The organism is Hymenobacter arizonensis (genome assembly GCF_900115775.1).
In the GTDB taxonomy this organism is placed as follows: domain Bacteria; phylum Bacteroidota; class Bacteroidia; order Cytophagales; family Hymenobacteraceae; genus Hymenobacter; species Hymenobacter arizonensis.
This window is the reverse complement of sequence record NZ_FOXS01000005.1, coordinates 322,092-345,396: the sequence shown is the minus strand read 5'-3', so window position 1 is coordinate 345,396 and position 23,305 is coordinate 322,092. Positions and strand designations below refer to the sequence as shown.

At 59.7% G+C, this 23,305-nt stretch carries 19 protein-coding genes; 3 read left to right on the top strand and 16 right to left on the bottom strand.

Features of this window, described 5'->3' with window-relative positions:
• Nucleotides 1-8: 8 nt before the first annotated feature.
• The 8 genes from BMZ66_RS18035 to BMZ66_RS18000 all read right to left on the bottom strand — a co-directional run bounded on the left by BMZ66_RS18035 (nucleotide 9) and on the right by BMZ66_RS18000 (nucleotide 7,229).
• Nucleotides 9-1,025 carry a YeiH family protein gene (locus tag BMZ66_RS18035; protein ID WP_439645766.1) on the bottom strand — a complete coding sequence of 339 codons (1,017 nt, stop codon included), beginning with the start codon at nucleotides 1,023-1,025 and terminating at the stop codon, nucleotides 9-11.
• Between the two features lie 166 nt (nucleotides 1,026-1,191).
• On the bottom strand, nucleotides 1,192-2,103 hold the full coding sequence (locus tag BMZ66_RS18030; RefSeq protein WP_092676864.1) for a LysR substrate-binding domain-containing protein: 912 nt from the start codon (nucleotides 2,101-2,103) through the stop codon (nucleotides 1,192-1,194).
• A 61-nt stretch (nucleotides 2,104-2,164) separates the two neighbouring features.
• Nucleotides 2,165-2,572, bottom strand: coding sequence for a response regulator (locus BMZ66_RS18025; RefSeq protein WP_092676861.1), 408 nt, complete (start codon nucleotides 2,570-2,572; stop codon nucleotides 2,165-2,167).
• Nucleotides 2,573-2,622: 50 nt separating this feature from the next.
• Nucleotides 2,623-4,341, bottom strand: coding sequence for a PAS domain-containing sensor histidine kinase (locus BMZ66_RS18020; protein WP_092676859.1), 1,719 nt, complete (start codon nucleotides 4,339-4,341; stop codon nucleotides 2,623-2,625).
• 4 nt (nucleotides 4,342-4,345) lie between these two features.
• Nucleotides 4,346-4,696, bottom strand: a complete 351-nt coding sequence (locus tag BMZ66_RS18015; protein ID WP_234795147.1) for a circadian clock KaiB family protein — start codon at nucleotides 4,694-4,696, stop codon at nucleotides 4,346-4,348.
• 9 nt (nucleotides 4,697-4,705) lie between these two features.
• On the bottom strand, nucleotides 4,706-5,008 hold the full coding sequence (locus BMZ66_RS18010) for a circadian clock KaiB family protein (protein WP_092676857.1): 303 nt from the start codon (nucleotides 5,006-5,008) through the stop codon (nucleotides 4,706-4,708).
• Nucleotides 5,009-5,055: 47 nt separating this feature from the next.
• On the bottom strand, nucleotides 5,056-6,765 hold the full coding sequence (kaiC, locus tag BMZ66_RS18005) for a circadian clock protein KaiC (protein ID WP_234795146.1): 1,710 nt from the start codon (nucleotides 6,763-6,765) through the stop codon (nucleotides 5,056-5,058).
• Nucleotides 6,766-7,004: 239 nt separating this feature from the next.
• Nucleotides 7,005-7,229 carry a DUF1153 domain-containing protein gene (locus BMZ66_RS18000; protein ID WP_092676853.1) on the bottom strand — a complete coding sequence of 75 codons (225 nt, stop codon included), beginning with the start codon at nucleotides 7,227-7,229 and terminating at the stop codon, nucleotides 7,005-7,007.
• Nucleotides 7,230-7,651: 422 nt separating this feature from the next.
• On the opposite strand from BMZ66_RS18000, the gene BMZ66_RS17995 reads away from it, so the two are divergent.
• Nucleotides 7,652-8,152, top strand: coding sequence for a hypothetical protein (locus tag BMZ66_RS17995; protein ID WP_092676851.1), 501 nt, complete (start codon nucleotides 7,652-7,654; stop codon nucleotides 8,150-8,152).
• A gap of 263 nt (nucleotides 8,153-8,415) precedes the next feature.
• Complete coding sequence (gene fbaA / locus BMZ66_RS17990; protein ID WP_092676848.1) at nucleotides 8,416-9,498, top strand: class II fructose-bisphosphate aldolase; 1,083 nt, start codon at nucleotides 8,416-8,418, stop codon at nucleotides 9,496-9,498.
• Between the two features lie 101 nt (nucleotides 9,499-9,599).
• On the opposite strand, the gene BMZ66_RS17985 is transcribed toward fbaA, so the two are convergent.
• The 8 genes from BMZ66_RS17985 to BMZ66_RS17950 form a co-directional block, all read right to left on the bottom strand.
• Complete coding sequence (locus BMZ66_RS17985; RefSeq protein ID WP_092676846.1) at nucleotides 9,600-11,099, bottom strand: L,D-transpeptidase scaffold domain-containing protein; 1,500 nt, start codon at nucleotides 11,097-11,099, stop codon at nucleotides 9,600-9,602.
• Between the two features lie 367 nt (nucleotides 11,100-11,466).
• The gene (locus BMZ66_RS17980; RefSeq protein WP_143080273.1) at nucleotides 11,467-12,126 is read right to left on the bottom strand and encodes a hypothetical protein; all 660 of its coding nucleotides are present in this window, start codon (nucleotides 12,124-12,126) and stop codon (nucleotides 11,467-11,469) included.
• Between the two features lie 133 nt (nucleotides 12,127-12,259).
• Nucleotides 12,260-13,753, bottom strand: coding sequence for a coiled-coil domain-containing protein (locus BMZ66_RS17975; RefSeq protein WP_092676842.1), 1,494 nt, complete (start codon nucleotides 13,751-13,753; stop codon nucleotides 12,260-12,262).
• A gap of 78 nt (nucleotides 13,754-13,831) precedes the next feature.
• Nucleotides 13,832-14,974, bottom strand: coding sequence for a hypothetical protein (locus BMZ66_RS17970; RefSeq protein WP_143080272.1), 1,143 nt, complete (start codon nucleotides 14,972-14,974; stop codon nucleotides 13,832-13,834).
• On the bottom strand, nucleotides 14,931-18,338 hold the full coding sequence (locus BMZ66_RS17965) for an acetate and sugar kinases/Hsc70/actin family protein (protein ID WP_092676838.1): 3,408 nt from the start codon (nucleotides 18,336-18,338) through the stop codon (nucleotides 14,931-14,933). The genes BMZ66_RS17970 and BMZ66_RS17965 overlap by 44 nt, the downstream gene beginning before the upstream one ends.
• 186 nt (nucleotides 18,339-18,524) lie before the next feature.
• Nucleotides 18,525-20,006, bottom strand: a complete 1,482-nt coding sequence (locus BMZ66_RS17960) for a hypothetical protein (RefSeq protein ID WP_092676836.1) — start codon at nucleotides 20,004-20,006, stop codon at nucleotides 18,525-18,527.
• Between the two features lie 158 nt (nucleotides 20,007-20,164).
• On the bottom strand, nucleotides 20,165-20,575 hold the full coding sequence (locus BMZ66_RS17955) for a hypothetical protein (protein WP_092676834.1): 411 nt from the start codon (nucleotides 20,573-20,575) through the stop codon (nucleotides 20,165-20,167).
• 18 nt (nucleotides 20,576-20,593) lie between these two features.
• A complete protein-coding gene (locus BMZ66_RS17950; RefSeq protein ID WP_092676832.1) occupies nucleotides 20,594-21,862 on the bottom strand; it encodes a hypothetical protein in 1,269 nt (422 codons plus the stop codon).
• 271 nt (nucleotides 21,863-22,133) lie between these two features.
• On the opposite strand from BMZ66_RS17950, the gene BMZ66_RS17945 reads away from it, so the two are divergent.
• Entirely contained in the window at nucleotides 22,134-23,234 is a 1,101-nt protein-coding gene (locus BMZ66_RS17945; protein WP_177204791.1) for a porin, read from the top strand.
• Nucleotides 23,235-23,305: the final 71 nt, after the last annotated feature.

The following is a 23,305-nucleotide window of genomic DNA, read 5'->3' as shown; positions in this document are numbered from 1 at the left end:
ATGCGTCTCTACACCGCCTGCAAAATCACATAAAGCGACGCACTGGAAATCACCACCCACAGCAGCACCCCCAGCAAAAACGGCCGGGCCCCAACTGCCTTCAGCACCGTGCCCGACAACCCAGCCCCAATAAAGAACAACGTCACCGTGAGGCCAATTTTGGCCAAAGCCACCAGCACCGGTCCCAGCGGCTTGGCTGCAGGCACAAAGGTGTTGATAAGCATGGCCGCGATGAAGCCAAAGATGAAATAGGGAATCTTGATTTTCACGCCCTTCTGCTTGAAAATCGAGGCCGTGCCAATGGATACCGGGATAATCCAGAGGGCACGGGCCAGCTTCACGGTTGTGGCCACCTGCAGGGCCTGGTCGCCGTAAGCCGTGGCGGCCCCCACCACCGAGGAAGTATCGTGAATGGCAATGGCGCACCACAAGCCAAACTGGTTCTGCGTCATGGCCAGGGCGTGGCCCAGCACGGGAAACGCAAACAGAGCCACAGCATTGAGTACGAATACCGTGCCCAGCGCCACCGACATCTCTTCGTCTTTGGCCCGCAGTACCGGCCCCACGGCCGCAATGGCGCTGCCCCCACAAATGGCGGTGCCGCACGATATCAGATGGGTAACATGGCGGCCAAGCCCCAGCCAGCGCCCCGCGAAATATCCTAGCACCAAGGTGCCCAGAATGGAAGCGATGGTAAACATTATCCCCTCCCGGCCGGCCTGCACGGCCGCGTGCGCATTCATGCCAAAGCCTAGCCCCACCACCGAATACTGAAGCAGCTTAGGCGTCAATTTTTTGGTAAAAGTGCCGAAAGGGTTGCCCACAGTTTGAGCCAGTACCAGCCCAAGCGCCAGCGCAATTGGTGGCGAAGCCCAAGGCGTGAGGCAGTAAATTAAAATCAGACCAAAGACTACCTGCCGCAGGGCAACTGTCTGCCCAAATACCTCATGAGTAGTATGGAAATGGCGAAAAACACCAGTCTCTTCTGCAGCCGCAGAAGCATCCGTAGGTTTCGTTGGCGCCACGGTCCGGCTCGCCTTAGCTGCTGGCAATTGCTCACTTGCCGCAGGCTTGGACTTAGGCGAATCTAAAACGGGATGAGGCATTGCGTAGGGGTGTTTTCCTGCCACAAATTTACGGCCCTTCCCTGCCGCTGGGTAATGTCAAAATGTTATCGGCAATTACTTTTGGTTATGCAACTGGCTTCAATTGAGCGTGCGCGAAGTTGAGAAACCGTTGCGCCGGCCGCGACAGCGGCTGTCCCTGTACCCACAAGGCCTCAAATTGCCGGGGCAGGTGCAACTCCGCTATCGGCACTATTTCCAGCAGCCCACCGGACAGTTCCCGGTCCAGGGCGCGCCGCGAAACAAACCCCAGTGCCTCGGGCGCAGCCTCCAGATAAGCCTTGATGGCTTCGGTGTTGTCGAAGTAGAACGCTACGGGCAAGCTGCTGAGCTTGATTTTGAGCGAGCGCAGGGCAAATTCCAGAACTTCCAGCGTGCCGGAACCCCGCTCGCGCAGCACCAGCGGGCGGGCCAGCGCCTCAGCCAGCGGCATGGGCCGGGTGGGCGGCCCGGCAGCAGTTGCGCCGCGCACAGCCACCAACTCATCGGTCAGCAGCAGCTCGTAGTGCAGGTCGCGGCTTTTCGAGCGGCCCTCCACAAAACCCAAGTCCAGCTCGCCGCGCAGCAGCGCTTCGGCAATGTGCTCGGAATTGGCATTGAGCAGGGTGAGCTGCACCTTGGGGTGGCGGGCCTGAAAGGCCGGCAGCAGGCCCGGCAACACGTATTGGGCCAGGGTGGTGCTAGCCCCCAGGCGTAGACGGCCGGCAGCTTCTTCGGGGTCGCTCAGGGCGTGGAGCTGGTCTTCCAGCTGCTGGTGCGACTGCGCCACGGTTTCGGCGTGCGCCAGCAGCAGGCGCCCGGCTTCGGTGAGGGCCACGCGGTTGCCGCGGCGCTCCAGCAGCCGCTGCCCGTACTGACGCTCCAGTTCCCGAATGTGCTTGGTGACGGCCGGCTGCGTCACAAACAGGCTTTGAGCTGCTTTGGTGAAGCTCAGGTGCTGCGCCACGGCCTGAAACACGCGAAGACGGAAGTCGGACATGGTCGCAAGGTAAACACCGGCGTTGTGCCGCCCGGCCTCGGTTGCGGCGCGGGTCGTTGTGCTAACCGCTGAAGTGGCTTTCCAGCACCTGGTTCAGCTTTGCCTCTGTCAGGGGCTTATTCAAAAAGCTGGCGATGTCCAGCCTCTCGACGCGTTCCACGTCCTGGGGGTGCAAGGAAGTGGTAAGCATCACAATAACAATGGATTCCTTCTGCGTGAGGGGCAGTTTGTCGTAGGCTTCCAGAAAGGCAAATCCATCCATCACCGGCATCTTCACATCCAGCAGGATAAGGGCGGGGCACTCGTTGCTCACGCGGTGGCAGTTCTGCAGCAGCAAGTCCAGGGCCTCCTGGCCGTTGAGCGCAACCATTACTTGGCTCGAAAAACCAAGGCGCTTTAGCAGCAGCTGGTTGAGGTAGTTGGTGGTGGGGTCGTCATCGACCAGCAGGACGCACGAAAGGCTTTGCATAGGAGTCAGGCGGTACAAGTCCCCCCTGAACGGGGACAAATCTGGCGCGGTTACAAGCTAAAGTAAACCATAAAGGTTGAGCCTACCCCGAGCTCCGATTGCACCTCAATGCGCCCGCCAGCATTTTCCATCATCTTCTTGACCATGTAAAGGCCAATGCCTGAGCCCTCCACGTGGTCGTGGAAGCGCTGAAACATACCGAAGAGCTTTTGCTCATTTGCAGCGTCCAGGCCCAAGCCGTTGTCCCGAACTTCCAGCACCGCAAACTCGTCCTCGGTGCGGGCCAGCAGGCGCACCTGCGGCACCCGGTCGGGGCAGCAGTACTTGAGGGCATTGCTGAGCAGGTTGAACACCACCGAGCGCAGGTTTTTTTCAGAAAACAGCACCGTGGGCGCCGCCGCCACGTCTACTTCCAGCTGGGCCCCGGTGGCCTGGATGAGCGGGTCCAGGTCGAGGCACACATCCTGAATGACGGCCGCCAAATCCACGGCTTCGCTGGGCTGGCCGTGCTCCTTTTGCAGCTTGCTCACGTTGGTGAGGTGCTCAATGGTGCGCTTAAACCGGTTCACGGAGTCCTGCATCAGCTCCAAAATGGGCTGCACGGGCTCAATCTGCACGGTTTCGGCGGGCAGTTCCAGTAGCAGGGCGTTCAGCAAGCCCTCAATGTTGGAGATGGGCGCCTTAAGGTCGTGCGAGGCCGTGTAAATGAAGTTGTCGAGGTCAACGTTGGCGCGGGTGAGCTGCTCGTTGTTGTCGCGCAGCTGCCGTTGTCCCTGGTCGATGCGTTCCAGCGCCAAGCGGTGTTCGTGAATGTCGGTGTACGTGCCTATCCACTGAATAATCTCGCCCTGCTCGTTGCGCGAGGGCAGAGCCCGGCCCAGCATCCAGCGGTACTCGCCCTCGGCGTTGCGAATGCGGCACTCTACCTCATAGGGCTGGCCAGTGCTCAGGCTTTGGTGCCACAGCGCCAGCGTGGGGGCGGCGTCGGCCGGGTGCAGCCGCTCGCGCCAGGAGCGTCCGGCCGGTGGGCCCTGCCCCTGCTGCCGGCCGATGTAGTCGTACCAGCGGCGGTTGCGGTAGGTGTGCACGCCCTCGGCGTTGGTGGTCCAGGCAATCTGCGAAATGCCTTCTAGCAGGCGGCTGGCTTCGGCAGCGGCCCGTTCCCCTACCAGGCGGGCCGCTTCTTCGCGCTTCAATTCCTCAGTTTTTAGGTCGAGCAGGGCATTCTGCTGCTCCACCTGGGCCTGAATGGCTGAGATTTCGCGCTGCGCCGACAAGTCCGTTACAATCACGGCCAGGGCCGGCGTGTCGTTGAAAGCCAGCACGTTCATCGACACCGAAAACGGCACCAGCGCCCCGTCTTTGGTTTGCAGCGGCAACTCGCCCTTGCTCTTGCCCTTCCACCCTTTCTGCACCAGTCGAGCCCAGTAGTCTTTGAACGCCGGCGGCACAAACTCATCAATTTCACTTCCCATTACCTCGCCTAGGGCCCGGCCCAGCAGGCCGGCCAGGCAGGCGTTGCAGTACAGCACCGTGGCGTCTTCGCTCAACAGCAAGGCGCCCTCGTTCATCTGTTCGATGAGGGTGCGGTAGCCTTGGTCGGCCCCTTGCAGCGTAAAAATGCGCGGGCCTTCGGCGCTTTGCACCGCCAGGGCATCCACGGCCCCGGTCCGGATGGCGTTTATCAGGTCTTGGGCTTCTTCGAGCTGGTAGCGCAGCTCTTCATTCTCCCGAGCCAGGTCGGCGGCAGTAGGCTGTGCTTCACTCATGGCTTTACTCCAGCGCAAACCGGTCGGTGGCCAGCGGCGGCGGTACCACCCCCAGGGCTTTCAGCACCCGCTCGCGGTCCGAGAAGTCGCCCACCATGCGGCGCACTAGGCCCGGGCGCATTTTGATGAGGGTGGGCACGCCAATCAGGTCTTTCTCTTGGGCCAGCTCGGGCTGCTGGTACACGTCAATAATCAGCAGCTCGTAGCGGCCTTTCAGGTGCTGCTCGCAGATGTCTTTGATGTTGCGCACGGCGCGCGTCGAGTTAGGCGTGGCGCCCGTAATGTATAAATGCAGCAGATATTCGGGGCCAATGGGTTCCTCAGAAGCGTCCATGGGGTCCAGTAGTGGTTCCATCAGACTCTTCTATTTAGTAATGAGCGGGCGCACATCCAGCCCCACCAGCACCCGCTCTTCGTTCGAGAGGTCGCCAATGATTTTGCGAATGGGCTCGGGCACTTTGCGCACCAGGGTTGGAATGGCCAGAATCTGGTCGCCTTCGGCCAGCTGGGGATTCACCAGCAGGTCGATGACCTCAATTTTATAGCGGCCTTTGAGGTGCAGCTCGCAGTGTTTTTTCAGGTTGGCTAGCGCCGTTACAGATTTGGGGGTCTGGCCGGCTACGTACAAGCGCAACTCCCAGGTTTCTTCGTCGTTTTCTTCAGCCATGGAGAGAGTGTAAGAAGCGAGAGCCAACGGCATCTCGGGTATACGTACTACTTGTTGTTTTCGCCGGCTGATGGCGCGTTATATCGGGGTGGGTTGGCGGCGGCAATGCGCTCATTGCCGCTCGACAAGGTTTGCTGACGGTTCTGCTCCTCGGTGTTGATTTGCCGCAGCTCTTCCTCCACCGACTCAAACTCGGTGCGCAGGTTGGCAATGTTGGCTTCGAGCACGCGGCGGCGGCGTTCCAGCTCGCGGTCGCGGCGGTCGGTTTCCTGCTGGGCGGCCAGGGCCTGGGCGTGCTGCTGCAGCTGTTGGGTGAGGCGGCTGGCGCCGGTCACGATGCCGGTGGGGCCCACCACCACGTCGAGCAGCTCGACGCCGCGCTCGGTCACCACAAACTCGCGCACTTGGTTGGAATGCGCCATGCCGCGCGACTTCAGAATGCTCAGGCCGCGGTTGCGCTCGCCAATGCCTTCCAGGTCGCGCACGCTAATCCAGGTATCCACCAGCGACGACACGCCTTCTTCGGTCATCTCGCTCTGGTTGTACCGGGTGTTAATCAGGGCCGTGAACAGGGCCGTGATGTTGTTTACTTTCAGGTAGTCAATCAAGCGGGTAAGCATGCTGCGCACCTCGTTGATGTTGCCCACCGAAATCAGGTTGCTGATGGGGTCAATCACCACGGCCGAAGGCTTGAACTCGCGTACCAGCCGGTGAATGGTCACCAGGTGCCGCTCCAGTCCGTTCACCGTTGGCCGCGAGGCTTCAATGCGAAGCAGGCCCTGCTCAATAAGCGGCTGCAGGTCGATGCCCACCGAGCGCATGTTGCGAATCAGCTGCTGCGGCGATTCTTCGAATACGAACATGAGGCAGCGCTTGCCCTGCTTGCACACTTCCTGGGCAAAAGCAGCGCCCAGCGTGGTTTTAGCCGTGCCGGCCGTGCCGGTTATCAGCACGCTGCTGCCGTGGTAAAAGCCGCGGCGGCCAAACATCTCGTCGAGGGCCGGAACGCCGGACGAATCCACCTCGTCCGATACCTCGTGGTCGAGGCGTAGCGAGGTTACGGGCAGCACGGCAATGCCGTCTTCGCTGATGAGGTAGGGGTATTCGTTGGTACCGTGGGTGCTGCCGCGGTATTTTACAATGCGCAGGCGGCGGGTGGTAATCTGGTCGATAACGCGGTTGTCGAGCAGAATTACGCAGTCCGATACGTACTCTTCCAGGCCCTGGCGCGTGAGCGTGCCGTCGCCGCGCTCCGCAGTAATGACGGTGGTCACGCCTTTGTCTTTAAGCCAACGGAACAGCCGGCGAATCTCGGACCGGAGCACAGCTTGGTTGGGAAAGCCCGAAAACAGCGCCTCAATAGTGTCGAGCACCACACGCTTGGCCCCGATGGAGTCGATGGCGTGGCCCAGGCGAATAAACAGGCCTTCGAGGTCGTACTCGCCGGTTTCCTCAATCTCGGACCGGTCAACGTGCACGTGGTCGACGCGCAGCATCTTGCGGGCCTGCAAATCCTTGAGGTCGAAGCCCAGCGAAGCCACGTTGGCGGCCAGCTCGTCGCCGGTTTCCTCAAAAGCCATGAGCACGCCCGGCTCGTTATAATCCTGGATGCCGCGAACCAGAAACTCAATGCCCATCAGGGTTTTGCCGCAACCGGCGCTGCCGCAAATCAGCGTGGGCCGTCCCTTTGGCAAGCCGCCTTCGGTGATTTCGTCGAGCCCTTCAATACCGGTTGGGGCCTTGGGCAATTGAGGCAATGAGGAGGCAACAGACGAGCTATACTCTTGCATGTAATGAGAGGTAGATTATGCCAAAGTTAAACCTTGGTAACGCACATTAATTCGTAATTGCGGAGCTTGTCGGGTAGCACACCAGCACTTAAACGCAACGCTGATATAGCGCAATACGCTGTACGAATTGCGGTTATCCCTAAATTTTTACTGGTTTGGAGAAAGGCGCAGAGCCCGGGTGCCTGCTTGAAACTAGTCAACGGGCGTTAGCGGGTGCCGGTTTCAAAGTCGAGCCAGCCGGCACGGTGCTGCTCCATTTCGTCGGCGCTGATGCCGTAGGCGGCACAGGCTTCCTGGGCACTCATCAGCCCTTGGTCTACGGCGTTGAGCACGGCCCATATCTTCACCTTGCGGTCAGCTTGCAAGCTGGCGGCATCGGCCGAATCAGGACGGCCATCGGTATCGAAGAAGTCGGATGGGGAATGGCTCATAAACACCGCAAGGTAGCCATTTGCGGGTTAAGAGAACATGAAAATTTTACTGAACAACAAATTCGCACTTTCCGGGCCGCCGTGTGCCGTTCTCAGAAGCCCTGCCCCTGCCTGCTTGGAATTTCCTGTTTTATCCGCACTGTATCGAATCCCCTTTATATATTTCTGATGGCCGCAAACCAGGCTCAACTGCGGGGCCTTCGCTACAGCACATTTCCTTGATGGGGAGCCAACCGCCACTAAGCAGGTTTTTAAGGCCGGCTATCGAGTTGCCCGATGCCTCATCCTCTTACCGTTCCACCTTTGATTGCTTATTAATCCTAGCCATATGCTAATACATTAGTTTTGTTGAATTATTCACGCTAACTTCCGCCAGCCATTCGTCCCGGTTAATGCACGTCCTTTTTTAAATCCTCCTTGTTGTGGCTTTCACCAACGTCCTTCGCACCCAAAGCTCGCGCCTCGCGCTCTCCAAGATTGACGACGCGCCGCGCCTCCGCAACCACTCCTTCTCGAACGGTTTGGGCCAAACCCTAACGGCCTTCGACGCCGCAGTGTCGACCAACCCCTTAAGCCCCGCCACCGACAGCCGACAGGCGGCCACTACCACTATAAGCACACGTGGGTTTGACCGCGAAACGGGCGGGCAGTTCACCCTGGGCCAGAACGACCCCAACCCCTATTTTGCCGAAACCACGATTCCGTTTACCCTGGTCAATGGCGGCGATGTGCGGCTCGACTTATTCGACCTGCTGGGCCGCAAAATGGCCAGCATTCCGCGCCCGGGCATGAGCGCCGGCGCGCACACCATCCACTTAAACCTGAGCGGCCTGGGCCTGGCGGCTGGCGACTACTCCTACCAGCTGCAGGTAGTTAACAGCCGCGGGGTATTCCGGCAGTGCAAAATGATGACGGCCGGCTAAAAATAAGAGAGAGTGCGGGAGAGGTGAGTGAAGCCCGAGGTCGACCGCTGCAACGGTCGGCCTCACTTCGTTTAAAAGCCACAGGAAGCGGCGCAACGCGCCTAAAAAAGGCAGGCACGGGGCTGAAAAGCGGCTCGTTGGCCCGAAGCCTTTCAGGTTAGGCAGCGCCGACCGTACTTTGCTGCCCAGTACCCGGCTAGGGTCGTTCTTTCTGAGCTATTTTCTTTTCCCACCACCGCGGCGCTGCCGCATAACTACTTTTTATGGCTGACCAAACCCTTACCGGCCTGCGGGCGGGCGTCCTGCACGGCGACGAAGTCCAGAGCTTGTTCCAACACGCCAAGGCCAACGCCTTTGCCCTCCCGGCCGTGAACGTGACCGGCACCAACACCGTGAACGCCGTGCTGGAAACCGCCAAGGCCGTGAACTCGCCGGTGATGATTCAGTTTTCGAACGGTGGCGCGCAGTTTTTCGCGGGCAAGTCGGTGAGCAACGACAACCAGCGCGCCAGCATTGCTGGCGCCATTTCGGGCGCTCAGCACGTGCATCTTATGGCTGAGCTCTACGACGTGCCCGTGGTGCTGCACACCGACCACGCCGCCAAAAAGCTCCTCCCCTGGATTGACGGCCTGCTCGAAGCCGGCGAGAAATACTATGCGCAGCACGGCCAGCCGCTCTACAGCTCGCACATGCTCGACCTCTCGGAAGAGCCTATTGAGGAAAACATCGAAATCTGCAAGCGCTACCTCGAGCGCATGGCCAAAATCGGCATGACACTCGAAATCGAGCTCGGCGTAACCGGCGGCGAGGAAGACGGCGTCGACAACACCGACGTGGATTCAAGCAAGCTCTACACCCAGCCTTCGGAAGTGGCCTACGCCTACAAGGAGCTGAGCGAAGTGAGCCCGCGCTTCACCATCGCGGCTGCTTTTGGCAATGTGCACGGCGTGTACAAGCCCGGCAACGTGAAGCTGCAGCCCAAAATCCTGATGAACTCGCAGCAATACGTGCAGGAGCATTTCGGCACCGGCCCCCAGCCCATCGACTTCGTGTTTCACGGCGGCTCGGGCTCCAGCCAGGAGGAAATCCGTGAGGCCCTCAGCTACGGCGCTATCAAGATGAACATCGACACCGACATGCAATGGGCCCTCTGGGAAGGCATTAAGGATTACTACGTGAAGAACGAAGGCTTCCTGCAAGGCCAGATTGGCAACCCCAGCGGCGCCGACTCGCCCAACAAGAAGTACTACGACCCCCGTGTGTGGCTGCGCAAAGGCGAAGAAACCTTCGTAACGCGCCTCAAGCAGGCTTTCGAAGACCTGAACTGCATCAACCGCCGGTACTAGCTTACCCAAGGTTGTAAACGGCAATTTCCCGCCGCTTAGCCCAGCAAAAAGCCCTGACGCCAATGGATGGCGTCAGGGCTTTTTGCTGCTATTTCAATTGGTTAGCGCTGGGCCAACATGGGCATCAGGGGCGTGAGCGTGGTGGGCATTACATCGTTCCAGGCGTGGGCCAGTGCTTTGTCGCGGCCGTAGATGTCGGGCAGCTGGCGGAGCTGGTCGCCGTCGGCTTCGCAGGTTAGGTAGCGAACCAGCAGCGTAACCGGGGCTTGCAGGCCAATAGCTTTGGTGCGGCCGCTGTCTATGCTGTTTTGCAGGTCGTTGACCCGGCTGGCGGCGTTTTTGCCGTCGCGCTCCAGCAGGAAGCGGGCCAGTGCCACCGGCTTCTCTACCCGGATGCAGCCGTGGCTCAGGGCGCGGGCGTTGGCCTGGAAGGCTTTTTTGGCAGGTGTGTCGTGCATGTACACGGAATACGGGTTGGCGAAGCGGAATACTACCTCCCCCAGGGCGTTGTCTTCGGAAGGCGCCTGGCGAATTTGGTACGGAAACGCTTCAGGGGTCACCGCGTTCCAATCCACGCGGTAAGGGTTTACGCGCTTGCCGGCGGCGTTGTAAAGCTCAAAGCCACGGTCGTCCAAGAAGCCAGGGTCGCGGCGGAGCTTGGGGAGCATTTCGTTGGCGGCAATGCTCTGCGGCACGCGCCATTCGGGGGCCGCCTGCATGAAGGTGACGCGGCTATACAATTCGGGCGTGGGGGTAATGGCCTTGCCCACTATTACGCGGTGGCTGGCCGCCACCTTGGCACCGCGCACCACCTGCAACGTGTACGAAGGAATGTTTACGGCCAGGTACAGTGAGTCGGCGCCGGGCTCCCAACGCAGGCGCTCCAGGTTGATGGCAACGGGCTGCGCCACGCGCTTGGCGGCGGCACTGTCGGTGTCGAGCAGGCGCTGCCAGGCCCGGAGCAGACGTACATAGCTGCGGGAAGCGGGCTGGGCTTCGAGCAGGGCTTCGGCAAAGCGGCCGCTATGTAGGGCGTATTGCAAGTGGGCCACTCCGTCGAAGGCAGCCGCGATGGTGGAGGCAGTCGGGCGAAGGTCGGAGCTGGTAATGCGGCCCTCGTGCAAGTGCTGGGTAAAGCGCAACAGGGCAGCGCTGAGCTGGTGTTCGGCCCGCACCCGGCGCGCGGGCGCTTGGTCGTCAGATATGGAAAGCGAATCGAACAGGGCCACCAGCTCCGTAGCCTGGTACTCGGCCGGCTTGAGGCCGTAGCGAGCTGCCGACACAAGTAGCGTCACCCCAGCCTGGGCTTCTGGGGTCACGCCCTCAGTCCGGGTCCACACGGGGGCAAAGCCGGCGCGGGCATAAAAGTCTGCTACCTTTTTGGTGCTTGCCGAGTCTTCGCCACCAACTTCTTTGGGAAGCTGCCGGAGCAGGGCCGCAACTACCCGGTCGGAAGGCGGCAAACCCGCCGCCCGGCCTGCATGAGCACTCAGTACCAAGGCGAGTGCCACCAAGCTCACCCGATACAAACGAGCTACGCCGGCCAAGTTTTTAGGAAAACTTTCAGCTACGGGCAGACATGAAGTAAAAGGGGATTTCATAGCAGCAGGGCGGAAAAGAATAATTTGGCATTGATTATTTACCAAAATTATTCACCCATAAAGTGGCCTGCTGCCCTTCTAGGTCAGTGAACTGCCACGCTCGGTGAACGAGGCATTTTTACGGGTATCCGGCACACCGTTCAGCCTTGACTTCGAGAGGCCACGCGTCCGAAAAAGGCCTCTACAATGCAGGAAACAAGTTTTTCTATATAGTCGGCACGCCCTTACTAGTACAACTTTCCCCCATAATCAGGAAGTAATCCCGTGTGCTTTTGCTGTCTTTTCACACATCTTGTGCACGAGTTTCCACAGCACACCGGTTTGCAGCCCTTCTCAGAAATTCCTTTTTGATATTGGTCCTCAGCCTCTACTTTCCAATTGAGCCAATTTTGGGCTGCACCTGAATAATAAACCGCTTGTTCAGGCCTTCTTGCGCCCCCGTGTAGCGGCCCGCCCCGCGGAAGCCGCTACCGGCCGCCACCACCTCCAGGTTGCCCGGAAAGCGCAGCCCGGCCTGCTCCCACAGCCGAATCACGGCCAGGGCGCGGCTGTAGCTCAGCTGCCGCACGGCTGGGCCGTCGAGGTTGCGCGGGTCGGAAGCGGGAAAACGGAGGTCCTTGGCGGCCCGCCCCTCTACCACAATGAGGTACTGCACGTTGTCGTCGGTTTCGAGGGCTTTCATCTGACTCAGCAGAAAGCGGCCGGCTTTTATCAGCGGGGCCTGGGCTTCGGCGGGCAGCACGGCGCTTTGCGAGACAAACGTAACCGGGAAGTTCAGCTCGTAGCGCTTATAGCGCTCGTTGTACACGAAATAGTCACTTTCCAGCCGCTTGAGGGCCGCTTTTATCTCATCGAGCTTGCGCTTCTCCTGCACCTGCACCTTGAGGTCGTAGATGAGCTTGTCGTTGTCGCGCTGCTTGTCTTTGAAAAGCTTGTAGCTCAGCACGAACATGACGAGCATGGTCAGGAACAAGGCCGTCATTAGGTCCACGTAACTGGGCCAGAAGAAGTCCCTGCTCTCTTTCATATCACTGATTTAGACGGATTTTACTGATTTCACAGATTATTTGCTTTGGCTAACGCACCTGGCAAAAGTCGTTTGGCTCCCCCTCTCCTGCGGAGAGGGGGCCGGGGGGTGAGGCGCTACGGTCGCGCAATTCTTATTTCTTCCCCAGCACCGTCCGCTGAAACCAGTTGGGTTTGGTCAGCTCTTCAAGCACCTTATTTGTGCGGTCTACCTGATGCAACAGCTGCTGTTGCAGCTGGGCATCAGCCAGCAGGCGGGCTTCCATGCGCTGCATGGCCTGGGCAGCCAAGGCGGCCTGGCGCTCCTGCAACACGTTGAGTTGCTGCTGCTGGGCCGGCAGTTGCGTGAATGGATTTAGGTACTCCGTTATTTTCTGGTAAACGTTGTTGCTGTTCAGCTCGCGGAAGTGGCGCTGCCATTGCTCGTGCGCTTCGGTAGCTTCCTGCTGCAGCTCCTGCAGGCGGCCATCGAGCTGCTCGTCCATGCGGTGAACGCCTTCGCTCACGCCTTGGCGAATCTGGGCGCCCAGGTCGGCCAGCAGCTTGCCGTGCTGACTGAAAAACGCCACTTGCTGGCGCAGGGCGTCGTCGTGCTGCTGCAGGTATTGGGGCACGCTGGCGAGGCCCTGCTCCAAGGCAGTGAGGCGGTTGAGCAGCGCGCCAATGGTCTGGGCCGCTTCGTTGCTGTGCGTTACGGTGGTGTTTAGGGCATGCTGGTAGCCTAGGAATTTCTCGAAGGTCTGGGCACTCTCGTCTACCCTATCGAATACCTTAATGGTAGCATTGGCCAGTTCCGAATAGCCAATCTTTTCCAGCTGCTCCAGGAAGCGCTTTTGCACGCTCACGTTCTCCGTGATGCTGGCAATGAGCGGCGTAAACTCGTGGATTTTGCTGAAAAAGTCGTTCTGAATCTGGCTGAAGAACTCGGCATTGAAGGTGTCGAGCACCGATTTCAGGTTGGCCATGCCCGCCTGCATGTCGGAGTTCAGCTTGGGCAGCAGGGCCTTTTGCAGGTAGGTGTAGTAGGCGTTTATGTTGCGGTCGCGCTGGGCCCGGGCCTGCTTCAGCAACTGATTGCCAGCCAGCGTGAAGGCCAAGCCGAACAAGCTGCCTATCATGGCGATGAGCACACCGCCGAGAAAGTGCTGCACGTCGTTGTTGCTGAATGAGGTGTCCAGCGCCGGGTCGGCCGCCACCTCCGCAAACGGGTTGCCTACCAGCGAAACCAAGCCCAGGATGGCGCCTGTGAAGGTGCCTAGCAAACCCAGGTAGAGGGGCGTCGCAATCTGGGCCTGTATCTCCTCGTCCAGGGCTTCGGCGTGGCGTTCCGAGATATCTTTTAGAATGCCGAAGTCGGCCGCCGCCCCGCGGTTGTTTTGCAGGTACTCGTTGGTATCAGCAATGATTTGCGCAAACTCCGGCGAGGCATCACGGGTGATGAGGGCATCGTACTGGACGGCGAAGTTCTTCTCCGGATTGGCAGCGGTGTAGGTTATCGGCTGTACGGCCACGGCACCCGCAGGCGGATACATGGCCGCTACCCGGTCGGTCAGCTGGCGGTTGCGCCAGAACACTACGGCCTGCCACGCTACCAGTGCCAGTATTAAGGCAATTTCAATAAAGAGCATAGGGGCTTCGTCAAATAATGGCCGAAGTTACTGCGGCAGTACCGGCATCGTACCAAGTGCGGCGAAGCACGCCAAGGGTTAGCTCAGCGCAATCACTGCTTTCTCCACCACGTGCCAGGCGCCGTCGGTTTTCTCGAGCTTGCCCGCCGTCAGGTTCTTGATGGTGGTGAACTGCTCAGTGGGCGGTAGCTCAAACGCGAAAAACTCCTTCAGCTCCCGCACGCCGTTGCCGATAATGCGCGACTGGTCGGCCTGGGGGCTAAAGGAGAACTGGGCCGTAGTAGCATCGGCGTGTGCCAGGGTAATGAGCAAGGGCATCTGCGGCAGCGGATTGGGGCTGAGCTTGCGGTGCTCGATGCTGGGCACGTCCGGAGCGGGCGCGTAGTAGTGAATTGGCCCAGCAGTGGCTGATGCGGCAGCCTCTTCCAAGGCCATCAGGGACTCGACGCGGGCATCTCGGTCAATGGTCACCTCATCGGCAGTGGCGTCAATTAGTTCGTGGATGGAAGGCGGCTCAGGGGCGCTCCACTCAATGGTTTGGCCGGTTTCCAGAGGCTCGCCGGGGGTGGGCGGCACAGGGGGCTGAGTAGGATTCATAGCAGGACGGGGTGCAGCCGGTGGCCAAGCCGAAGAACGGCTGACCGGCTGGTTAGGCTTTGGTTTAGGTTTTTGTTTTCCGCTTGTTCCGGCAGATTTGGGCGTTGGATTTGGAACCGACGGCGGTGGCGGGCTTTGCACGCTGCGCAACGACTGCACCACCGGCGCCTTGGGCACGTTTTCGGCCCGCTTGCGCGCCGGCTCGGGCTGAGGTTCCGGTATTGGAGCCGGCCCGACTGGCTTCACAAAATTGCCACTGCCACTGTTACTGTTTCTAGTAGGCACTTGGTGCGTCAGCCGCTCCGGCTTAGCCGACGAGCGCGCCCACATGCGGGCACCCAACACACCCAATGCAATGCCTCCCAGCACGCCGAGTATCCAGGGCCAGTTGGAGGCCGGCGCGGGAACTGGGGCGCTGGGTGCCGGCGCCAAACTAGTGTCTGGCACCGGCGTAGAATCTTCCTGCACTGGCGAGCTTGTCAGGGGCGTTTCGCGTAGCGAATCGGCCGAGGGCTGCGCGTAGGCCACCGGCCCGCTGCCCAAAGCCAGCAAGAGCAGCAGTGCTCCCAGCCCAATGCGGCTAGTGGAGCGGCTGCGCATCATGAAGCACCTTGGATAGCTCATAGAGTGCGTTTTTGAATGGCAGGAAGAACAGCGTTTCGGGAATGGTGTCGCCGTCGCGCAGCACATCGGCATACTGCTGCCGGTAAAGGTTAAACGAATCGCCGAGGTGGCGTTCCAGGGTGCCCATTACCAGGCCGGGGTCGTTTTTCACGCCCAGGTCGGCTTGCAGGCGCTTCATTTCCGGGTCTTCGAGCAACAGCTTGAGGCAGGCGCGAGCGTTGGTCAGCACGGCTTGCTTGATTTCGTCGGTCACACCCGAGGCTTCGAGGTGGTGCTCGCCTTTATCGGCTTGCGGGGTCTCCGGGTCGGGCATGATGCCGATGGGGCGCACCAGGGGTGGGTCCTGCGGAATCTGGCCCGTGGCGAGCACGCCGCCATTGGCCGTGGTTTGCTTGGGGTCGTCGGCGAGCTTGATGCGGAAGTCCGTCGGCACGGTCTGGCCGGTAGCTTTTTCCATAATCAGGCGGGCCAGCTTCTCCACTGGCTGCAGGTTGGAGCCCGCCGCCAGCAGGCGCACATAGAGGCTGCCGCGGCCCGTGAAGCAGAGGTAGCGCGGCAGTTGCTCGCCGTTGGCTACTACTACTTGCGCCACGTGGTAAATCAGCGAACCGAAGTGCAGGTAGAACAGCACGCGCAGGTGCTCGGCCCGCAGCATGGTTTGACTAAACCCCAATAACTTATCATAGTTAAAAAAGTAATCAGCAACGTCTTGTGAGCTAAAGTTGTCGCTACCGTCAGCAAAATATATAAACTCCCGAGCACGACGTGCTTCCTTAGATAGCACTGCTTTACTGACGCTTTCTATGCCGAAGCGGACCAGGCCATTGTCTTTGCTACCCTGAACCTCTGCACCCCCATCTCCCCAAATATCCCTTCCTGCAAAACGAAAAGAGGTACTAAGTGCAGGCTTTCGGTCTGCATATAACATTACATCAGTTGTACCACCTCCAATATCAATGAAAGCAGCATTTTCGCCAGGCCCAAGACTTACAATATTGCGCTTTGTCAGATAGTAGTAAGGTGCTGTGGACTCAACCATGCATGGCATTGAGGCTGATGTATGGAATATGTCTTGATACAGAGTATCCCAATCACGCTGATACAAGTTGCGTTGGTATGTCGAGAAGCTCAATGGTGCAAACCAGGTAACCTGCGTATTTGCTAGGTTGCCTCCGTTCATCGCTGCTTTCGTACGGCATAGTAAAAGAATCTCGTGAAAGAAAGCCTGTACACGATGCCTACCGACTTGACTCAATGAGCTACTCCATTTCAGATTGGTGCGATAACCTGAGAGCTTTGCCTCCTCGGTCATTATTGCAAAACCAATGTTTACGTTACCAAGCACCTTAAGCTCTTCATTAGCGAACCCTTGTGATTCTGAAGTTGCTGTGCGGGTGGGAAAAGAGTATGGCGAACTATCTTGGCCAAGAATTGGCGGCACGAATTCGCGCTCTTGGTACTGTTGCCAACGCTTGATTTGCACGAAGTTGGCCGGGTCGTCGTCGATTCCGCGGTACAGGCGCTCGTAGGCGGTGCGGTCGGGCTCGTTGGTCGACTTTTTCAGCAGCGCGACAGGCGTGTCGGTCAGGCCGAAGCTGAACGGTTTGGGTTCCTGACCGGGGCTGTCCTGCATGGCCACGTGGGTGTTCGTGGTGCCGAAGTCAATGGCAAAACGGTACTCCTTGGTACCCTGCCGCACCTCGGGCCAGCGCGGAATGATGAGGGCCGAACCCGCGGCCGGAGCCGGGTTGATTACTTCCAGATAATCGAAATGAGTGCCACGCACCTCGTAGTAGGTGCTGCCCTCGTCCTGACTGGTTTTGGGGGTGCGCTCGTAGCGGGTGGCGCTCTGGCCGGTGCCAGTTTCGCCCAAAGCTCGGCCGTCGACCCAAAATTTCAGGTCGACTTTCTTGGTCACCATGCTCGGGTCGATGTTGTTGGCATCGACGAGCATCACTTTGTAGAAGTCGTTGTACTGCGGCGCGTCCATCACCTTCACGAAGGGGAACACCGACAGCGCCACGTTGGTCACCAGCAGGCGGCCAATATTGTCGCCCTGCGGATTGGCGTAGTAGGCCCGCTCATAGTCCACAAATTCGCCGCTGCTCACGGGCACCCGCAACTTCACCCGCACACAAGCCGGGTCGAGCTCGATGCTCAGATGCTCGGCCAAATCCTGGGGCGTGAAGTAATCGAAATACGTTGTTTTGATGGGCAGCAGCGGCCAGGTGCTGGGCTTAAAGCCGGGCGAGATTTTCAGGTACCCGCAGTGGAACCGTGCCTCATCTACCTCATAAGGTACGGTGAGCAGGGTTTCCTCCAGCAAGTCGTTTACCGTGAGGTACGGATAAGGCAATTCCGGCCCGGGCAGGGTCCGCTCCTTCAGTGGGCGAGCGTCGGCTGCGGGCACAATGGCGCCGCTGTCAGCAAACATTGTTTCGTTGAAATAGCGCTTGCCTACGGCTTTCAAGCCAGGGCGCAGCACGATGGGCAACGGCCCAGCAACGCCTGCGCGGCTGGGCCGGATGAACAGGTCGGAGTTGCGCACGGTGCCCTCGTCGGGGCGCACGCGCAGCAGCACGCCGGCCACGTCAATCTGGTTATTAGTGGCATCGGTGAGCACCGGGAAGTTGCCGAGGTTAGCACCGCCTTCCATGGCCCACTTCTGCAGAATGCCGCGGTCGAGGGTGTCGCGCACCAGCGGGGCCAAGGCCATCAAGGCCGGGTCGCCCACAAACTGCTGGTAAACGAAGTCGCGGAACGCCGCCTCGCGGTTGCCCAGCGACACGTACTGGTTATCGAAATAATACCCACCGCCCTGGGGCCGCTGCACTGGCAGCGCTTTCACATTGGGCGCCGGGAAGAACAGCGTGAGCGGCGAGGTACCGCCAATGAGCTGGGGCACGCCGTTGGCACCGGGGAAGTAGATGAGGTGCATCTCGGTCAGCTTCGCGAAGCGGCCGTCGAGGTACAAACTCAACACATCGGCCAGGGGCCGGGTGGCGGGGTTGGCGCGCAGGCGGGCCAGTTCCTCGTCCTTGTGCCAGGCCCGGATTTGCAGGCGCTGGCTGGCCAGCTTTCGCTGGTGGTAGTTGAACACCATTTCCCACACGTCCCAGAAGTGGCTCACCAGCTGGTGGTACACCGAATCCTGGTTACTGCCGCCCTGGCCCACAAAGCGCAAAGCCGTCTCGACCAAGTGCATGCGGGCAAACGGAGACGGAATGGACACTGCCACCTTGGCGGCGCGGCCGCCTTGCGGGTCCATCAGCCGCTCCACCTCGTGGGGACCAATCTTACCAGTCGGGCCCCAGCCCTCGTGGGTGCTGGAACCGGTATCGTGCAAACGAAGGATTTTAGCCATGTGTATTGTTGAGAGAGGCGCGGCCGGCAGAACCTCACCCCCGGCCTCTCTCCCGTGGAGAGGGGAGCCGAAAAGGTTGGTATTAGCAGCGAATGTCCTCTACTGTTCCTTTAAAAGAATTTATCGATGTTAAAACGTCAGGCTCCCCTCTCCGCGGGAGAGGGGCCGGGGGTGAGGTTTCGCCGGCTATGAATACTGCAGCTTCTTATTCAGAATCTCGCCCGTAGCTTCTTCAAAAGCCTTTACCACCCAGCGCAACGCCTCGTTCTCCGTGGGGTTGTTCAGCGTGGCTTTACCTACGGCCTTGGTCAGCTCGTCGCGGAAGTAGCCCGGGGTAATGCCTTTGTTGAAGATGCCGGTTTCGACCGTTTTATCCGCCACCATTTTGTTGAAGTCCATCTCCTCGGCGCGGATGGCGGTGTAGCGGCGCTGGTTCACGCCCAGCTCGCGTATCCACTCGTTGTAGTCGCCGAAGAAGTCGTTCAGCTCGCGCAGGGCGCGGTTGTTGCGCAGTTGGGCCGAGAGGTTGCCGGCTTCGTAATAGGGCGCTTTGGCGTCGTCGGGGGTGTGCTTTAGGAAGTAGCGGGCGAAGTAATGCAGCTGAATCAGCGGGCGGGCTACTTCCTGGCGCAGGTCGCTGGGCAATTGGCCGAAGTCTACTTCGGGGGCGTCGGCCTTCAAGCCATACTCGTGGTAGAGGGGCTGGCCTGCGTCGAGCTGATTGTCGGGCACTTCCATGAAGTGCTGAACAGAGAGGGCGCCCAGCATCTCCAGCAAGTGGGCCTGGTTGCGCTGCTCGGCGCGGCCGGGGTGGTTGGCCAGGGGCTGGCCTGGCTGGTCGCCGAGGTAGTACATGGCTTCCAGGCCCTGCAGGTTGTCGGCGTAGTACGAGAGGGCCGTTTTGGTCTTTGTAATGAAGGTGTTGGAGTCGATGAAATCCTGGCCGGCGGCTTTTTCATCCTGCGAAGGCTCCTGCAGCTTGAAGTAAGGCAGCATTACCAGGGCGCCGGCTTTCATGCGGCGGCGCACCTCGGGGTGGGCCAGCGCAGAATTGGAATCGCGCAGGTTTTTCACCAGCAGCGGGAAACCCGCCGCGCCAGTACCGCCGAAAATCGAGCTAATGAAAAAGGCGCGGTCGCCGTCCTGCAGGCTCTGGGCGAGGTAGCGCATCTCCTTAGACTGCACCACGGCGTTGAGCACCACCGAGCCCACGTTAGGCGAGCCGCGGAAACCCACGTCAAGATTGGCCGCGAGGCTGTCTTGCGTGAATAGCAAATCGACCAACCCCTGCGTTTCCACCGAGAGGTCATTGTATTTGAGGTAGTCGCGGAAGGGTTGGCTGATGCCGCCGAAGTCGTACACAAACGAGTCGCGCAGTTCCTCGCCGCCCCCGCTAGTATTCAGGTTGGCCAGCGTGTTCATGGGCTGGCTGAAGAAGCCTTCTTTTTCCTTCTGGCCGTCGCCGTACAGGGCTTCGTGAATGCGGGCGTAGCGCTTGAGCAGCGCCACGGTGCGGGTCACGTCGCCGTTTTGGGTGTCAGGGTCGATGAGGACGGGAACTATCTGGTCGCAATTGGGAATGCGCACGCCTGAGGCCAGCAGCATGGTGAGCGAGCGCAGCACGCGGGCCCCAGTGCCGCCCACGGCGAAGATGAAAAGTTTAGGCATTATTTTGTTCTGACGTAAGAACCTCACCCCCGGCCCCTCTCCAAAAGAGAGGGGAGCCACGGCGGCACGGTTGTTTCTGTAGATAATATTAAATTTCTCACCTGAAAATCGTCAGGCTCCCCTCTCTTTTGGAGAGGGGCCGGGGGTGAGGTCCCTGCTTAAAACGGCCCCACAAACGGCGTAGTGCGCGCATAGGTACTCCAGCGCTTCAATAGCACCGAAAACAGCAGGAACCACAGGGCGGCCACTAGCATGTTCACCACCATGAAGTACCCGAGGTAGCTGCTCGATTCAGCGCCGTGGCTTTTGCTCAGCGAGTTAGCCAGAAACGTGCCCAGGCCGGCGGCCAGCGCCAGCGTCAACACCCAGTGCGTGGTGCGGAACATGCCCGTGCGCAGGGCCGAATTGAAAACGTAGTAAAACAACACAACCAACAGCAGGGCCACCCCGAGCGTGCTCCACCCCACAAGCGAAAACAAGTCAGTCTTATACAAGCCGAAGTCGGCGGGGCGCTGGCTTTGAAAGATTGAAATCAGAGCCGAGTACAGGCTGGTGAAGAAGGTTTGCATAGAAAAGCAAGCGGGTTGTTAGTCTTTTTTGAGTGGAAGCTGAACCGTAAATACGGGCGGTAGCGGAGTTGGGTACGATTGGCGCACGCCGGCCAGAATCTGGTCGAGGCCGAAGGTGCGCGGCGCCGGCGTGTTGTCGTTGGTGGTCGACCAGGCGGCAACCCATTCCGGCGTTTCCGGGGCGGGCAGGGCCAGGCTAAGGGTGGCCGTGGCGCTGGCCAGCTTGCTCACCCGCAGCCGCATCACGTGGGTGTAGGGTGCTAGCACTGGCTGGCCGCTCTGCTCCTCATCGGTGAGCGGACGCACCGAGTTGGCTACCAGCGAGGCCTGGCCGTTGGGCAGGCGCACCTGCATATGTTGGGCCAAAAATGCGGGTTTCTGCCACGCGGCGGGCAATTCCCTTAAATTTACACCTACCGAAAAGTCCACGGGGCCATCGGAAGGGTTCAGCGTCAGGCCGTTGTTTTCGGCGTACACGGTGCCGCCACTGGGCTTTAACTTCGGGTCGGTGAGCTTGGTAAGCAAGGGCGCGAAGGCAGGCGTGTCGGTTTTCAGGCCGAAGAAGGCTTGCTGAGCCGGTGCATTCTTAAATACCTCGGCCGTATAGCGGGCCACCAGCGCGGGCGGGCCAATCACCCACACGTAGTAGGGCACCTTCTCACCGTTCAGCGTGCGCTTGGTCATGGGCGTTTTCACGGCCGGGTGGTAGGTGCCGTAGAAGCGCGAAGCTTCGCCAAACACGGCCACGGCCAGCTGCTTCTGGCTGACCGGCGCAATGGACGTACGAATTAGGTTGGGCAGCTGCGAGAAGTCCGACTTGCGGGCTGGGCCATAGATGAAGTCGGAAATCACTACGCTCACCTGTTGCGTGGCCTGCGGCATGTTGAGAATACCTTCCAGCATTTGCGGCAGCTCGGTACCGAGGGCAGCTTGGTTCACTTCGCCCTGCACCACGTCGCGCAGCTGCTGAAACGGTACGGCCCGCGGCGCGGCGTTTTCGCACAGGTAGTACTTGCGCTCGGCTATTGCCCCGCTCACCTGGGTTTCGGTGATGAGCGCGCCAATGCGCTGCTGAAATTCTGTAGCCGGCTTGTCGGCGCCGCCACGGGGCACAAACCCCTTCATGCCGCCCGAATATTCCAAAAATACATTTACCCGCAGCGGAGCAACTTCGGCCGCAGTTGGGGTTGTAGCAGCGGTCTTGGCCCCCTTGGCCGGGCTGCCCGTTTTGGTGTCGTCGGGTTCTGAGCTGCAGCTGCCCAGCAGTGAAATTGCTCCAAAAAACACTCCAGCAAGTCGGAAACAACGAAAAAGACGCGAAGCGGGCGGCCCCACGGAAACGGATATCGGCATAGGTAAAGCGCTAGGCAAGGTTTTGGCACGAAGTATAGGCATTACGCAGCGAAATGCCCCGCGGCCGAAAACCAAAGCGGGTAAACGCAACAGCGGCGCGGCTGGTACGCAGAACGCCGGTCTGGAAGCAAAATTTTGCAGTGTCGAGCTTTAATAAGCCCTGCAATGCTAAGGAATGGCCCTTCCGAAGCCACCTTTGCCCGCAATGAAGCACCTTTTTACCTTACTGCTCGTGGCCGCCAGCGCCGCGGCTCGCGCCCAAACCGCGTCTCCGTCCGACTCTACCCAAACAGCGACCGCCAGCCCGCTCACTTTCTATGGTAACCTAGACGCCTATTATGGCTACGAGTTCGGGAACTACGGCAGCACCGTGCGCCCTCCTTTCTTGTACTCCCACAATCGCCAAAACGAGTTCACCGTGAACCAGGCTTTGGTGGGCGTACGCTACGACAACGGCATAGTGCGCGGCGCCATTGGCCTGCACGCCGGCACCTACGTAGAAGCCAACTACGCCGACGAAGAGCTCACGCTGCGCCACCTCTACGAAGCCTACGCCGGGTTTCGCCCCTTCAAAAAGGCCTGGCTCGATGTCGGCATTTTCACTTCTCACATCGGGTTCGAATCGGCCATTAGCAAGGAAAACTGGACGCTGACCCGCTCCCTCATGGCCGAAAATTCGCCCTACTACGAAGCCGGCGCCCGCTTCACCTACGAAGTCGACCCGAAGCTGACGCTGACGGCGGTGGTGCTAAACGGCTGGCAAAACATCCGCGAAACCAATGAGAAAAAGGCCCTGGGCACCCAGATTCAATGGAAGCCCACGGCCAAGCTGCTCATCAACAGCAGCACATTTTTTGGTGTGGAAGGCCCTACCGGCGCGCCTCAGTACCACCGTTACTTTCACAATTTTTACCTCACCTACGCCCTTACCAGCCGCCTGAGCGTCGCGGGAGTATTTGATGTGGGCAAGCAGGCAACGGCCGTGTATGGGAAATTTGATACCTGGCACACGGGCGCGGCGTTCTTACGCTACCAACTGGCCGATAAATGGTTTAGTACCGCCCGAGCCGAATACTACGTGGCCGAGCGGGGCGTAATTATTAACAACGACATCCCTTTTTTCGGCAGCCCCAACTTCCGAGCCGGTGGAGGGTCCGTCAACCTCGACTATGCGCCCGCTACCAATGTGCTGCTGCGCCTTGAGGGCCGCTACCTCCGGGGCCAGGACGCCGAGTTCCGGCAAGTCGGAGACCCGGCGGCAAGCAACTACGGCAACCTCACTTCCAGCATCGCCATTTCATTTTAGCCCGGGCAGCTAGCACTGCAACCTTGCTAGGTAGTAATATTGTAGCGTCAAAGAGCCTTACGTATTTATCC